This window comes from Metabacillus litoralis (assembly GCF_003667825.1).
GTDB lineage: Bacteria > Bacillota > Bacilli > Bacillales > Bacillaceae > Metabacillus > Metabacillus litoralis_B.
In genome coordinates, this window is the sequence record NZ_CP033043.1 from 2459002 (window position 1) to 2474326 (window position 15325).

The window sequence follows — 15325 nt, forward strand, 5'->3', positions numbered from 1 at the left end:
TATATACTTGTAGTTGCCTAAACTCCCAAGAAGAGTAGAACGAACAATGTCTCATTCAACATCGACTGTCAAATAAGTTCAGTTCCATACTTCCTAGGATATTACATGCTTTCTTTTTTTCCTCCAAAACACAATAAAAGGCCTTAGAGGAAAATATAAAAAGTGAAATAGTTTTGGTAAAGGAAATACTTCTGCATCTTCTGCAAAAGGATGAACAATACTTAAAATATACATGAGCTTTTGTCTTTTCGTCATGAGAGAAAATAAGTGATGAGAGTGATAGCTAAACACTTCTTTAGGAACTGGATCTGTATGAAGATTAACCATCCTCTCCAAGTAAAATATCGCATCTTGTGCAAGTGCTTTGGCACGTTTGTTTTTTATTAATGCTTTCATTGGTTCTTTGATTTTTGTATTGAAAAGCTTACTTGATAATATAAGAGCCTGTGCACCAGCATTATAAGATTGATATTTACGGAGTAACTTGTTCACCTCAATCCAATCAACCGATTGTTCCGCCAATCTATGAATGTCAAATAACCAACGAATTCGTGACCAGCCATGTCTTGCCCCATGTACAACTAGAAATACAAATAAGTCTTCTTTTCCCAGCATATAAACTGGATAGCTTGTTAACTTACTCTTTACTCTCCTACTCCACAATTCTTGAAACTTTGGTTCTACCCCAGGACCTGGATGTAACCTCCAATGAATTTCTATCTTTAACTTTTTCTGTGGATGAAAAAAAGTAACATGATGATGTCTCCATTTCCAGTCATTTAAAACTGACTTAAAGTAATCATCTTTTACATAGCCAATATTAACTAGGATTTCTTCTGCTCTAGTAAGATGCTCAATTGGTATTATGAAATCAAGGTCACTCGATGTTCTAAATGAAACATCACCATATAACTCATGAGCAATTATTGGACCTTTAAGGAAGATAAGTGGCATTTTAGCCTCGGTAAAAAAACGGCTTATGTTCTCCATTTCTGCTGTTAAAAACAGCATTTTAAATGTGTTTTGTTTGTATAGATATGATAGTTGCTCAATGATTTGTTTTGGAATTACTCCTCCATCGTATTTTTTAAAGAGTGGATATACTAGAGGAAATACTCTGTGGTGAATAACTTGTTGAATAAAAAGATCCCAATCTATATCAGAATACAGCTCATCATTAACATTACTTGTTCTCAGCAACTTAAGAATAACTTTTAATTCTTGTGGGACATTTGCTAAATCCAATTTTTGATTGTCATTCATATTATTTCCCCTCCTTCTTTTAGCAAATCCCCCTATTATTTCTCATTTCATAAGTGTTTTATATCCTAAAATTATGACTCTAATATTAACAAACCATCATCATTTAATAGATTGATAAATTCCATTACCTGCTCCTCACATTCTGACCGTTCAACATCATATTCTAGAAGTAATCTATCTATTATTTTTGAAATGGAAATTGGTTCTTTCATTAAATCCCATATAACTCCACCAGTCCCACCTAGATTATAATATTTACCATTTTCTAAATTTAACATTACCTTTTCTCCATCCATATCACTTTCAATATTTCCTTCTCTCTGTTGAGCAATATGACTTATTAAAATTTTCTGAGTTTTAATCATAAATAACTTCCTCCCTTTTAGATGTTGTAATTTTTGTTCTTTTTAAAATAATTTGACTATTTTGTCTATCTGTTCAACATGGCTCTCATTTTTTGTCGAAATTAAAAGTACATGAAATAGTTATAAAAGTAATACATTCAGTAGTTATAACATGTTAATTTAATTTGCAATTTTTAGTTGATTTCCTAATAACTCACTGAATAATCCCTTTTCATCATTAGCGAGATCATCATATCCCCCAGATTGAACAATCTTACCATTCTCTATTACAAGAATTTGGTCTGCATTTCTAATGGTTGATAGTCTATGGGCAATAACAATAACCGTCATACTACCTTTTAACTGTTCGATTGCATGTTTGATTTTCATTTCATTTACTGAATCTAAAGCACTTGTTGCTTCATCTAGTATTAATATAGAAGGTTTCTTTAAGATTGCACGTGCTAAAACAATTCGTTGTCTTTCTCCACCAGATAACTTAATTCCTCGGTCCCCAATTAATGTATCGAGTCCGTTAGGTAAGTTCCTCACAAATTCAGCAGCTGAAGAAAAATCCATTGCTTCCCATAATTCTTCTTCGCTAGAATCTGGTTTTATCATTAATAAATTATCACGTATAGTTCCATGGAATAGAAAAGGATCTTGAGGCACGTAACTTATCGAGTTTCTCAGTGATAACAAGTCACTATTTGAGAGTTTTTTATTATCAATTAATATGGTGCCAGATTCAGGTTTTAGAAAACCCATTAATATATCAATAAGTGTACTTTTCCCTGCACCTGATTTGCCAACAATAGCTGTCATTTGGTTTACTCTGATTTTCAAATTAATTTCCTCGAGTATATACTTAGTAGATTCATCGTTATAGCGAAAAAAAACGTTTGAACACTCCAATGAATCATTAATATTAATTTTATCAATTCTTTTCTCCTTGATGCTTACAAGACCACCTAAGTCCTGAGATTTATTGCTAGATTCTTGAAGCTCCATAATTTTCTCAACAGCAGGCATGGCAGATGATATGTTTTCTAAATTTGATTGTATACCTGTGAAACGAGGCCATAAACGAGTAAAAATCATAATAATCAATAACATTAATGCTCCATCACTCTGAAAAAAATTAAAAGATATATAAATAAATAAAGCAATCATCATAGTGGAAAATAGCTTATAAGTCAGTTTTGAATTACTGCGAACTTTTGCGCTTTCATATCTTTCATTTGCAACAAGATCAGACCAAGTGGATAACCATCTATATTGTGAAGCCTCTAATAAGTTACTTTTAATATCTTTAACACCATTAAAATGATCTGAAATTCCTGCTAAATATCTTTGAGATAATTCATTCATTACCTTCCCTAATTCCCTGGACCTTCTAAAAAAACTTTTAGATAAGAAGGTTATAATCAATCCACAACATAAAACAAAAAGTGTCATCTTAACAGAGACAAACAATGCAATTACAATTTGAATTACTGTGAAAACAAGGGAGGCTAAAAATTGTAATAATAAAAATGTGCTGTTCGTTACTCTTCCAAGTTCAGAAGTAAGAGAATTGACTAAATCTGACTTTCTTCTTTTGGTGAAAAATTCCCAATCCGCCTTCAACAAAGAGCAATAAAGATCTAATCGAATATGATTTATAAAACCAGTATGAATTCTTATTTCTCTTAATCCTATATTTCTAGAAAGGAGGGCCTGACTTGATACCAAGATTACATAGAAAAATAAAATGATAAGTAAGGCTTGTTCTGTCGGGATATTTTCTAGAAAATTAAATACTTGAATACCTGGTATATCATTTATACTTATCTCGACAATCCCAATTGCACTTAATAATGGTATAAGCAATAAGATTCCAGCACTTTCTAAAAGCCCCATTAACATACTTCCAAATAGATTGATATATAGTATTTTCCCTGAATAGTTATGAAGTTTTCTTAAGAAAACTAATAATGGTGATAGTTTCATCTTATTTTCCACCCACAAGATTTGTCATTTTCGCAAATTTACCAGTGACCGTGAATCTATACATCTCCTCATAACCGGTCACATACATTGAACCACTCCTTAACCAAGCATGAGCAATCATTTTACCATTCTCATCTGTACCTGTTCCTAAATAAAGGGTACTATCTATGTTACGTCTTTCTAGCATCTTTAGTGCTGCAATAGCCCTAACTAAGCATTTACTTTCCCAAAAGGTATACTTACTCATAACTTGAATTGAATGTCGAATATGTTTCAATTTACTATTATGACTTTCTGTATCCTCTACTTTTGTTTCCTTCATATATACACCGAGAGAGAGCGCTAATTTTGAAAATGGGAGATACATTAGTTGAAACCGAGCCCACCCTAGATAAAGGAAGGCTTCTATTAATAAACCTATTGTCGTTAAGTCCAAACTCATAAGAACCTTAAATTTTCCTATCATATATTTCACCTATTTACTATTATTTCATTTTGAGTATTAGTATTGTTTCCTGAACTATTAATTTCTGTTAGTATCTTCTCAACAATCTGGAAAGCAGAGAATCCTGTTTCTGGCCTTTTAATTTGATAAAAAGGAAGACGCTCTGCTAATAAAGTGGATTTAATAAAATGCCATTTAGTTAAATTTAGTTTAGGAATAAGAAATTGGCGATATGTATGTGTAAAGAGTTTCTGCAGTAAATCAAGTCCATGTATAGGATGGATAGAAATTGAATCACCATTCGTTTTAACTAGTTCAAAAATTCCACCTAGAGGAAGCTGTGTTGTATGGAAATTTTTTATTACCGGCTTACAAAATTTACTTTCCCTTCCATAAATCGGTCTCAGTTTTTCGTTACTAATACCAAAAGCGTCGAGGCTTTGCTGCCAAAGCTTTTGCTGTGGATAAGAAGGGATTACGATTGGAAGATTTTCCTTTGAAAACTTGACTGCTATAACATCATCACTTAACAATTGATATCCCCTTTCCATAAAAGCTGAAGCAAGTGTGGATTTTCCGGCTCCTGAGTCACCTATAATGGCAAAAGCTTTACCATCTATTACAATAGCACTACCATGTAAAGGATAAATACCTCTCTGAAGCAGCAAAGCCCCGAAGCTAGAGCCTAATAAATATAATCGAATAATATCCTGGTTAGCTCCTTCAAAAGGAGAAACTGTTATCTCCTTACCATCTTTAACTTGGAAAATCGCAATCTCAGGTACCATAAATGTAACAGTTTGATTTTCTACCAAAAACTCAAAGGGTCTACTTTTAAAACAATTTTTAAGGCTTGTGTTTATCTTAATTTCAATATCAGCAGCTTCAGAATATCTCCGTTGTATTAGCTCTTGCAAAATAATCTCACTCTTAATAGTTAGACCAAATGCTTTATACATGTTATATTTAGTAGTTTCCAAAATTCTCACTCCAAATAAAATTCAATTATATAAGGGAGAAGCCCTTACACAGGTGTATAAGAGCCTTTAACCATGTTAATTTCAACCTTAGCTTTCATGATGTGGTACTAATTTGCCATCAGGCTTTCTTCTTGTTTGGTCACCATTATAAGCTTCATCGTGTTCTGGCTCATCGTAAGTAGCAGCTTCAGTCATATTTATGTTAAGAAACTCGAACTTAGGCTGTGCCCATGCTTTTTTCGTCAAATTATTCACCTCCCTTCATTATTAATGAAACGGTAAAGGACAAGGCTATCCATTAATATCTTTAGATGCCTTGAATACGCATGTTGAGGTTTGACAGGCTCATGTAAGCATTCTTGAGCATCTAGTAATTTCTCTTCATTAACAATCTCCATAAATGCCTTATCGTTACACATGGTTGAAACCTCATATGTAAAATCATTCCATCTCGGGATAATACGGTGCACCCAATCCACACCTTGAACCCCTCTAACTCTCATATTTAGACGAACATTATCAGGTAAATAGTTTTCAGTTGCTCTTCTAATCAAGGCACGATTCAGCCCATTTTGAACATATTGCTCGTGTGGTATTGACATACAAAACCTTATTACTCTTAAATCATTGGTCGGATCTCGTTTCCAAACTGAGTAATGTAAAGACAATTTTGCTGCAAGTGAATTACTAGCATTCCACTGGAATAACTGTTCAAAATGTTGTTTACGAAGAGCAACTGAGTCTTTTATTAAAGATTGCCCTGTTTTGTCAATTTCATATAGGTTCCTCAGCTTATCATATACACGAGTCCGATTTGCAAATTCCTGATTAATAAGTGGCGTATGAGTAGTTGATAAATTAGAATTTCTTTGTAATATTGGAAAAGCTTGATTTAGAACTGACGACAATATGGTTTTCCGTCCAGAGCCAACATTATTACTAAATGACTTTACCTCCGATAAAAGTCGAACCCACTTAAATCGTTTTAGTAGCTGAGCATAGAATGGAAAGGCATCTCCCCAAGAGATTGAAAGATTGCCTCGACCACCATTAAGTAGTATTCCAATATCCATTTTGTTAGCTTGTTCAAACATTCCTTTTAACCAAAAAGAATTAACATAAAACTTATAGGGTGTTTCCATATGACTCATCACACTATCAATTTCTGAATATGAATCCCTTCCCTCAAAGTCAAAATAGTGATCTTTTAATCCCCCTATATAATTTACAGTCGATTTAATATATGGTTTTTCATTTGCTACTAAGTGTTTAGGAGTATAATCAGTAAAATCACTAGGCGGTATGTAACTAAAAGTATGTAATTGTTTATTTTGTTTTTTTAATTCTCTTGCAGCGAAGCTAACGATAGAACCTGAATCAAGCCCACCACTTAACTGTGCTCCAACTGTCTTATAAGTTCTTATTCGAGAAGAAACAGCCTGTTGAAACACTTCTTGAAAAGCTTCGATATATTCATTATTAGAAAGGTTCTGAAGAGAACTTTCCCATTTTAAATACTTATATTGCTTTAATGAAACTTTCCCATTTTGTACTGTTATACTATGCGCAGGAGGTAATTGTTTGATTTCCTTATAGGGAGTAATGGATGTATCAGCCACATCTACCATTCCAGCAATGACTAGGAATTCAGCTATCCATTCTTGGTTCAATACACTACTAATATATGGAAGACTTAATAAAGGTTTAATAGTTGTGCAAAAGGTAAACTGTGTGAGGTCGCTATTGTAGTAGAGTGTCCTGCCTCCAGAGAAGTCTCTAGCACCGAATAACTTTTGCCTTTTTTCATCCCAAATCACAAAAGCAAAGTCACCAACTAAATATTCAGGACAATCGTCTCCCCATTTTTTATATGCTTGGAGAATTAAATAACTATCTGGGATCGTTTTTCTTTTATTTTCACTTATTTGAAGTTTCTCAAAAAGTTCTACCCTATTATCGATAATCGCATCTGAGGTTATGACCATTCCCTGTTCTACATCATAAAATGGTAGCATTTCATCTACTGATTCTGGAGTAATCCACTGTGCATGGCAACCAAGAAATACTTCATCTTTTATCCACACCTGAGTGTCATCAGCTGGAAAATGTAATAACGAATCCATTATCCTTTTGTAGTGATCTGTGTTTATTGGTTCTTTATTCATTTGATAAATACCAGCTATTGCACTCATAAAGCCCTCCAGCTTATTCTTATTTAAGAACTACTAATGACAAAAAAGGTGTTTACTATAGAAAAATCAACTAATAATCTCGTAAATCAAAACATATTCGTTCTTTAAAAAGAACGTCATAACACAAAAGTAACACTGCTTAAATTAAGTGTCAATACCTATTCGTTTCATATTTATTTAATAAACCTTAATCACTTCTTTGTATTTTAAAATTAATATATTTATTTAATATTACCCCTAATGGCAGTGCAAAAATAGTTAACAATTTTTGAGGAGATTGCATTGTTAGACTCCTACTCTCTGTAAATAAACTACAAGACACATAATGCACTGCCTGCTTAAACTTAAAAGTTAAAGAAGTATTAGGCAACTTCATCATTTCCATACGATAAAATCTAAAACCGTTTGCACTATTTCTATATTGTCGGAAGATATTCATAGATGATCCATCAGGTAGATACTCAACTACACATAGTGGTTCATTTAGCAGTAGCAATTCACATTCAAGATCTAGCATAAAATATTTATATGACAAGGGGACTAATTTTTCATTAGGAAACACTGGATAAGGAAACTTCTTTGATAGCTCTGTTCGATATACAATCTTTTTATCACCTTTAACCCCTTTTTTTTGATATAGGTTAAATAAGGTTGATTTCTTCAGCTCTGCTGGTAATTTTGTCCCGATAATGTCACCATTACTTTTGCAATCGAGCCCTATCATACCTCCTACTTCATTACTACCATGTTTTCTCCAAAATGAGATAATCTTTTCAATAGCATCATCTGGCATATAATCATCGCTATCAATACAAACATTTAATTCTGTATCTATTAAGCTATACGCAGTATTATGAGCACCATGCATCCCTTGGTTTTCCTGCTTAAAATAACTGATTGAAATATCATTATCCTTGATCCAACTGTTAACTAGTTCTTCAGTGTTATCAGACGATCCATCATCAATAATTAACCATATAAACTCCTTATTTGTTTGCCTTTTAAGGCTTTCATAACACTGATGAAGAATATATCCACGATTAAATGTAGGTGTAAAAACTGTTAAAATTGGCAAGAAAATCACCTCGTTTTTGACAGATAAAAGTCTTGCAGCCAGCTTGTTGTGCTTTTAATATCATAGCCCCGTTCTCTAATCTGGTTTATTTTAATTTTATTTAGCTCTCTTTGTTTAGGATTTAGATCCCTCAGCTCAGAGACCCACAAATCAATATTTTCAATGTTTAAATATTTAATTAATCCTAATCCTAGGTCCACTTCAGCTGTAATTTTATTTGAAATTACACAAGGTACACCTGCTGCCTGTGCCTCAATAAGTGTCACAGGTAAACCTTCGTGCAAAGAAGGAAATAAAAATACATCAAATGCTTGAAGTAATTGGTTTATATCACTTCTAACACCTAAAAATTTAATATTTTCATGTATATTTAATATTTTTGCTTTATTTTCAATTTCATCTCTTAGGAAACCGTCACCACATAACAACAAGATAGCATTAGGTCTTCTTTTTAAAACATCAGCAAAAACCTCAATTAAAAACTGATGATTTTTCTGCTTCGTAAATCGTCCTATATGACCAATGACTAATTGTGAATCATGAATTCCTAGCTCATTCCTTTTCATCTTTCTTACATCTGGAGAATAATGAAAAGTCTCCACTTCTATTCCATTGTTAAGTAGCTTTACATCATTTGATTTACTTCTAAATAGCCATTTAGCAGCAGCTTCTGAACAAGCAAAATTAAAGTCTGAGTTCGACCGAATATATAAACCGGAATACCATTTATACGACTGAGCCAGAAAACTTCCTTCTCCACCTGTGTTATGACTATGGGTTATACAGTATTTCACTCCAAATTTTTTGGCTGACCGTACCACTAATCCACTCATTTTATTTAAATGTGTATGTACGATCTTATAATTACTATATTTTGAGAAGAAATTGTTCAAGGCCTTAATATAACCAAAATGACCTGCTTCACTAACATATGGGATTCTATGAACAATTCCACCGAGTTGTTTAATTTCTGAATCAAAAACCCCTTCTTTACAAGTTAAAAAATCAAATTGCACTTTTGACCGGTCGATATTTCTATATAAATTCATGATGAGTGTCTCTGCCCCACCTCTGTTCATATTGACTACTACATGTAGAATTCTAATAGGTTTTGTCATTTACAATCCTCCCGGTCAACTATCAAAATCTTAAACGACTTTTAAAGCTTTTAAATCCGCTTTATACCAATCTATCGCAGCTTCAATTCCTTTTTCAAAACTCCATTCTGGATCATAGCCTAATAGCTCTTTAGCTTTGGATATATCAGCATTACTATGCTTAATATCTCCCCTTCTTTCGGGACCAAATATAGGTTGTATATCTTTTCCTAATGCTTGTGTTAAATGGTAGTAGATATCAATTAAAAACTCTCTACCTCCATAAGCAATATTAAAAACCTTTCCAGCTGCCTCACTATTTGCCTTACAAGCCTTTAAATTAGCTTCAATAACATTTTCAATATAGGTAAAATCCCTACTTTGTTTTCCATCTCCGTTAATGACTGGTTGCTTATCATTCAGCAGCTGCTTAATAAACTTTGGAATAACCGCTGCATATGCTCCATCAGGGTCTTGTCTCTTTCCGAATACATTAAAATATCTTAAGCCATAGGTATCAAGGTCATAAAGACTTGTGTACAGACGGGCATATTCCTCATCTGATTTTTTAGTAAGCGCATATGGCGACAATACTTTTCCCTCTCTTCCCTCCTGTTTAGGCAAAGTGGGTTCATCTCCGTATACAGAGGAACTTGATGCATAGACAAACTTTTTCACACCATTTTGTCTAGCCGCCTCCAGCATATTCAAAGTACCTTTTAGATTTATTTCTTCATATAATAGTGGTAATTCAATGCTTCTTGGAACACTTCCCCATGCAGCTTGATGAAGCACAAAATCTACACCATCACATGCCTTCATGCATGTATCAAGGTCACGAATATCTCCTTCAACAAATTCATAGTTAGGATGATGAAGAAATAAATCTACATTTTCTTTTTTACCAGTAGAGAGGTTATCAAGTCCTCTAACTTGGTAGCCTAAGTTGATAATGGCTTCAACTAAATTAGACCCAATAAATCCAGCTGACCCTGTTACTAAAAACTTTGTTTTCTCTGGAAAGCTAATATTTTGATATCCCATACTTATAACCTCCAATGGTATTTAAAAGTAACTTTACTATTTAGTAGTATTCTTTTTCCAAATTTTACTTGCAACCTCATTAATTTCATCTAAATAAGCATTTATCACAATCCTTCGGTCATATTCCCGTTCCATTTTTGTCCGCCCAGCAATTCCCATTGCTTGCTTTTGTTCATAAGGCATGCTTATAAACTTTTCGATGGTATCAACTAAGCTATTTACATTTTTTACTTCAAACCCTAAACCTGTGATTTCCTCATCAAAGGTTTCTTTACAACCCGGAACTCTCGTGGCGAGAACGGGACGACCAGCTGATGCTGATTCAAGGAGTACATTCGCTGTTCCTTCATGATAGGAAGGTAGGATGGTAGCATGTGATTTCTTAATAAAAGAATGGACTTCTTGTTGTTGGCCATGGTAGGTAATTACATTCAAACTTTGGAGATCTTTTAATTGGTGTTGGTAATCTTCTTCACAACCACCAACTAAGTCGAATTGTGTATTGGGAAATTTCCTTTTAATGATGCTAGCTGCTTGGAGGAGTTCATCGATGCCTTTTGCTTTCATCATCCTTCCGATAAAAAGGAACCTAATGGTGTGATCTTCCTCAGGATATTTTTCAAGTGAATGGAGGTGTATGTTTACACCAGAACCAGGAACTAGCCTAGTTTTGTTTTTTACGATCTTATTCTTTATAAAGAACTTTAAATTGTTATCATTTTGAAAAAATAAGCAAGAGGAATCTTTAAGACCTATTTTATAGAGGGACATCGTAAACTTTAGGATCTTACTCTTACTCTCAAGTGCAGTACCTAACCCTGTTATATTGGTAATATACGGGGTATTGGTCACTCTACATGCAAGACCACCGTAGACATTTGGCTTAATCGTATAGGTTAGGACAAGGTTCGGTTTTATTTCCTTAATAAGCTTAATATAATGAAGGAATAGCTTTGTGTCTTTAAGAGGATTAGTTCCTCTCCTCTCGAGTTCAGTCTCTAAATATTGACAGCCTAAACTTTTAAGTTTTATTACATATTCATCATGAGGCAAGGAAATGTAAACTTCGTTACCTTGTTTAATTAGCTCCGCTAATAACTCTTTTCTAAAGTTGTATAGTCCCATACCGAAGTTTGCTAATATTAGGATTTTCATTATTAAACTCTCCCTATACAAAACATGTATAACGGCTTCAAACTCGTCTAGGTGGTTCTTTAATAAGAACAATCAAACATAAAAAAATAAACATTTTAACTTAATGTTCTCTATAATGAACATGATATATTGGACCCACCTTAATGTCAAGAATATATTTATACTATTTAATTAGTCTATATGTGCAACTGAGTAACCCTCTATCTGGGTTTTAAACTCCTTAAGGTAGACTTTTAAATTTTCTTCAGTTACTAAATATTTATTTCTCCCGAAAGACTCTAGAATAAATTTATTCACGTCTGGGTGGTGGTGCATTGTATCTTTGTATAGGCTCAGGTTATGTGTAATATCCTTTTCTGTTGTAAAATCGTAAATCTTTACGTTTGGGTAAGTCTGTAATTGAGTGAAGAAATACTCCCTACTTTTAATAATATCCTCCATTATTTGATTATCGACATAGTAAAAACGTTTATTCATTAGGATTGAATATGGAGGATAATAGAAATAAAAATTTGTCTCAGGGTTACTTATAACATAGGGTAGAATATTATTGTCAATATTTTCCTTAAACTTACTAAAATTAAATTGTTTTTGTAAGTCATTTTTAGTTTCTTTTATCTCTTTTATCTCTTGAAAATAATCAGCTCTTACTATTTCTTCTCCATATTGAAAAAGATCTCCCCAGTAACTTAAACGATTTAAGTCTTGATTAGGCTGATCCTTTAAATTGAGAAAGTATAAAGATAATTCAGCACGTTCAGGTGCAAATTTATAGAATGCTGAAGCTAGGCTATATTTTATGGTGGTAATATTAAACAAATAATTCAAATCATTAAAAATATTGTTATCATAAAGAAATATAGGAAATTCCTCAGTTAATTTTTCATCTTTACTTAGAGATGTATAATCAATTCCCCAAATAACATTTTTTATTTCTTTGTTACTAAATGCCAAATTTGCTATCAGACTTTGTTCATGAGTTGAAGAACCTGACATTGATAACTTTAACGTTTTTGCTCCTTGGAATTGTCGATCAACTTCACTTGGAATAAAGTTTTCTGTCATTGAGGTTCCTAATATTACTGTGTTATAGTCATAATTTTTTGCGAGACCTGCTAATTGCCACCTTTGTTCTCCCCAGTAAACTGCATCTCTTTCTTTCACTCGATAAAATTGTAACGGGTCAACTACAAAGTTAATCGATACCAAGATGACAGAGAATATAAGTATCAACGCAGCTGTCATTCTAATCCATCTTTTATTCAATTTTAATAGACTCCCTTTTTAAAAGTTAAAATATAAAAACTCACTTATTTTGTTAAAATTTAAAATGCAGTATACAATAGCAACAGTTATAAATACTGAAGTTAATATATTAGGCCTAAAAGTATTTGTCATTGTATTTGAATTTTTACAAAAAATAATAATGATTAATGCAATAAGCAAATATGGAGCAATTCTTAATAATTCGCTTAAATCGATAAAATAAGAGCCTAATGTAAATCCATAGCTTTCAACAAAGGAAAGAATCTCAAAGCTCGGTAACACAATTCCGTTAAACCCAAACATTCCTTTTAGAACTTTAATTGCATCCCCCCAAGTTGTGGCTCTAAAAAATACCCATGCTATATTTACAAAATTAAATGTAATAAACCAGGCTACAATTTTATTCAACTTAATTCCTTGTGCTTTCCAAAATCGATTTATGACAGTTGCTATTCCATGTAAAAGGCCCCAAAAAACAAATGTCCAACCAGCACCATGCCAGAAGCCACTAATTAAAAAAATAATTAATATATTAATATAGGTTCTATTTTTTCCTTTTCTATTTCCACCAAGAGGTATATAAATGTATTGGGTTAAAAAACGGCTAAGTGTAATATGCCATCTTCTCCAAAAGTCTTGTATATCCAAAGCCTTATATGGAGAATTAAAATTTATAGGCAGTTTAATGTTAAAAAGAAGTGCAGCTCCAATAGCCATGTCTGTATATCCACTGAAATCAAAGTATAATTGTATAGTATAAGATAAAGAGGTAATCCAACCTTCCACAAATGTAAGTGTTTCAGTTTCATCAAAACCCTTAGTTGCCCAAACTGCAAAAGAATCAGCTATTACTACTTTCTTAAATAATCCTATAGAAAAAACAAATATACCTAAAGCGATATTCTGATAATCAATAACTTTATTTTTCAATTTTTCAAATTGAGGCATCATTTCTTTATGATGAACAATTGGGCCTGCAATTAATTGCGGAAAGAATGTTACGAATAATGCATAATTTAAAAAATCATATTCCTTTGTTTCATTTCTATATGCATCTACCAGATAAGCTATTTGTTGAAATGTGAAGAAACTAATGGCTAAAGGCAGAGCAAGCTTCAACAGTGGCATATTTGTAGAAAATAAACCATTAACATTAGAAATAAAAAAATCAGAGTACTTATAAATACCAAGTAATATAACATTGAATAGAATTCCTAATGTTAAAACTATTTTTCTATTAATTCTTAAATTTTCTCTACCTAATTTAGTTCCAATAGCATAGTTAATAAACATTGATATTAGAATTAAAGGTAAGTACGCTACATTCCACCAACTATAAAAGAATAATGAACTAGCTACTAGCCATGCCTTAGAAGCAAGAATTAGTCTACTTTTATTTAGAAGGAAATAGATGATAAACACTATTGGTAAAAATGCAAAGATAAATTCAAATGAGTTAAATAACATAATAATTCTCCATCATCATCTTTTTTAAAATAAAACTTAAGGTTAATATTGAATTTATCAATTTCGAGATATCGTTTTTTTTGTATAATAAAAAAACTTTCTTAATCCAATATTAGAAGATTTACAGCAATCCAATATTTTGTAATAAAAATATCTTAACTTTATGGTGTATAAGATATTCTCAATTGCTGTTAATTTATCTCCTTTATACATTATTAATAGTTTCTCGACTTCAAACTTATATAAAGCTTTCGTTGTATTAAAATTAGCCCAGTGAATCAATATTGCAGTCCCTTTCTTATTCTCTTTGTGAGATCTATAGGTTACTTCCTGATTAAAAATGTCAGCAGAGAGTTTTTTAATTGCCGGTAAAAAAACCTTTGATTGAGGATAATTATCTACCGGTTTACAATTGTGCAATGCCATACTCAAAGCTAGTACAGGTTCATCTGCTGGTTTATCAAACATCGCAAACGAATATTTACTGTAACTGTCTGCAAAATAATTTGCCAATTCAAATATAGATTGACAAGTAGGTGTTTTTCTAAAAAAATAAATACCGCCATTAAAAGAAGGAATGAAGGAAATTTTATCTTTGTATTCTCCAAGTCCATCATTAAAAAACCAACCTCTATTAGTGTTGATATCTTCATAGAAATGTCCGAAGCAAGAGAAATCTCCTGCATCACAAAAGTATTCCCAATATGTATTTAGATCACCATAAGCTAGGCTATCAGCATCAATAAATATAGTTTCATCATAAGGAGTATATTTGTAGAGCTTAAGCTTATCCATAAAATTGAAAGATGAATCATTTATAATAATTACATCATCAAATTCAGTAGTGTATTCATTCTCCCTGTCGGTAATCAATGCAAAGGGAAGAGGATTTTTTGTGAATTTGCGATAAGAATACAATAAATTCCTGGCAAGAAGAAAGTATTTCTCTTTGCCAGTAGCTATTGTTATAAAACCCTTTTTTTTAGTGGTTGTCATATTAGCTCT

Annotated in this window: 14 protein-coding genes; all 14 read right to left on the reverse strand. The window is 32.3% G+C overall.

Annotated elements, in window-relative coordinates:
• Positions 1 to 93: 93 nt before the first annotated feature.
• The 14 genes from D9842_RS12240 to D9842_RS12300 all read right to left on the reverse strand — a co-directional run bounded on the left by D9842_RS12240 (position 94) and on the right by D9842_RS12300 (position 15316).
• Entirely contained in the window at positions 94 to 1263 is a 1170-nt protein-coding gene (locus D9842_RS12240; RefSeq protein ID WP_121662777.1) for a nucleotidyltransferase domain-containing protein, read from the reverse strand.
• 71 nt (positions 1264 to 1334) lie between these two features.
• Positions 1335 to 1628, reverse strand: a complete 294-nt coding sequence (locus D9842_RS12245; protein ID WP_121662778.1) for a lasso peptide biosynthesis PqqD family chaperone — start codon at positions 1626 to 1628, stop codon at positions 1335 to 1337.
• Positions 1629 to 1787: 159 nt separating this feature from the next.
• Positions 1788 to 3599: an ABC transporter ATP-binding protein gene (locus tag D9842_RS12250; protein ID WP_121662779.1), complete on the reverse strand. Its 1812-nt coding sequence runs from the start codon at positions 3597 to 3599 to the stop codon at positions 1788 to 1790.
• A gap of 1 nt (position 3600) precedes the next feature.
• On the reverse strand, positions 3601 to 4065 hold the full coding sequence (locus D9842_RS12255) for a lasso peptide biosynthesis B2 protein (protein ID WP_121662780.1): 465 nt from the start codon (positions 4063 to 4065) through the stop codon (positions 3601 to 3603).
• Between the two features lie 5 nt (positions 4066 to 4070).
• The gene (locus D9842_RS12260; RefSeq protein ID WP_257536037.1) at positions 4071 to 5033 is read right to left on the reverse strand and encodes an HPr kinase/phosphorylase; all 963 of its coding nucleotides are present in this window, start codon (positions 5031 to 5033) and stop codon (positions 4071 to 4073) included.
• A gap of 78 nt (positions 5034 to 5111) precedes the next feature.
• A complete protein-coding gene (locus D9842_RS25905) occupies positions 5112 to 5270 on the reverse strand; it encodes a hypothetical protein (protein ID WP_162987247.1) in 159 nt (52 codons plus the stop codon).
• Positions 5271 to 5275: 5 nt separating this feature from the next.
• Entirely contained in the window at positions 5276 to 7216 is a 1941-nt protein-coding gene (locus tag D9842_RS12265; RefSeq protein WP_121662782.1) for an asparagine synthase-related protein, read from the reverse strand.
• A gap of 187 nt (positions 7217 to 7403) precedes the next feature.
• Entirely contained in the window at positions 7404 to 8291 is an 888-nt protein-coding gene (locus D9842_RS12270) for a glycosyltransferase family 2 protein (RefSeq protein WP_121662783.1), read from the reverse strand.
• A 5-nt stretch (positions 8292 to 8296) separates the two neighbouring features.
• Positions 8297 to 9409 (reverse strand): glycosyltransferase family 1 protein, encoded by a 1113-nt coding sequence (locus tag D9842_RS12275; protein WP_121662784.1) that lies wholly within the window; start codon positions 9407 to 9409, stop codon positions 8297 to 8299.
• A gap of 30 nt (positions 9410 to 9439) precedes the next feature.
• Entirely contained in the window at positions 9440 to 10432 is a 993-nt protein-coding gene (locus tag D9842_RS12280; protein WP_121662785.1) for an SDR family oxidoreductase, read from the reverse strand.
• A gap of 36 nt (positions 10433 to 10468) precedes the next feature.
• Positions 10469 to 11587 carry a glycosyltransferase family 4 protein gene (locus tag D9842_RS12285; RefSeq protein ID WP_306821522.1) on the reverse strand — a complete coding sequence of 373 codons (1119 nt, stop codon included), beginning with the start codon at positions 11585 to 11587 and terminating at the stop codon, positions 10469 to 10471.
• A 171-nt stretch (positions 11588 to 11758) separates the two neighbouring features.
• On the reverse strand, positions 11759 to 12853 hold the full coding sequence (locus D9842_RS12290; RefSeq protein WP_121662786.1) for a hypothetical protein: 1095 nt from the start codon (positions 12851 to 12853) through the stop codon (positions 11759 to 11761).
• Between the two features lie 18 nt (positions 12854 to 12871).
• The gene (locus D9842_RS12295; RefSeq protein WP_121662787.1) at positions 12872 to 14320 is read right to left on the reverse strand and encodes an MBOAT family O-acyltransferase; all 1449 of its coding nucleotides are present in this window, start codon (positions 14318 to 14320) and stop codon (positions 12872 to 12874) included.
• A 57-nt stretch (positions 14321 to 14377) separates the two neighbouring features.
• Positions 14378 to 15316, reverse strand: coding sequence for a glycosyltransferase family protein (locus tag D9842_RS12300; protein WP_121662788.1), 939 nt, complete (start codon positions 15314 to 15316; stop codon positions 14378 to 14380).
• Between the last annotated feature and the right edge of the window lie 9 nt (positions 15317 to 15325).

Excerpts from the sequence above, each read along its gene's own strand:
- D9842_RS12275 (WP_121662784.1), bottom strand. The coding sequence starts at position 9,409 with ATGACAAAACCTATTAGAATTCTACATGTAGTAGTCAATATGAACAGA.
- D9842_RS12255 (WP_121662780.1), bottom strand. The coding sequence starts at position 4,065 with ATGATAGGAAAATTTAAGGTTCTTATGAGTTTGGACTTAACGACAATA.
- D9842_RS12240 (WP_121662777.1), bottom strand. The coding sequence starts at position 1,263 with ATGAATGACAATCAAAAATTGGATTTAGCAAATGTCCCACAAGAATTA.
- D9842_RS12280 (WP_121662785.1), bottom strand. The coding sequence starts at position 10,432 with ATGGGATATCAAAATATTAGCTTTCCAGAGAAAACAAAGTTTTTAGTA.
- D9842_RS12245 (WP_121662778.1), bottom strand. The coding sequence starts at position 1,628 with ATGATTAAAACTCAGAAAATTTTAATAAGTCATATTGCTCAACAGAGA.
- D9842_RS12285 (WP_306821522.1), bottom strand. The coding sequence starts at position 11,587 with ATGAAAATCCTAATATTAGCAAACTTCGGTATGGGACTATACAACTTT.
- D9842_RS12265 (WP_121662782.1), bottom strand. The coding sequence starts at position 7,216 with ATGAGTGCAATAGCTGGTATTTATCAAATGAATAAAGAACCAATAAAC.
- D9842_RS12295 (WP_121662787.1), bottom strand. The coding sequence starts at position 14,320 with ATGTTATTTAACTCATTTGAATTTATCTTTGCATTTTTACCAATAGTG.
- D9842_RS12300 (WP_121662788.1), bottom strand. The coding sequence starts at position 15,316 with ATGACAACCACTAAAAAAAAGGGTTTTATAACAATAGCTACTGGCAAA.
- D9842_RS12250 (WP_121662779.1), bottom strand. The coding sequence starts at position 3,599 with ATGAAACTATCACCATTATTAGTTTTCTTAAGAAAACTTCATAACTAT.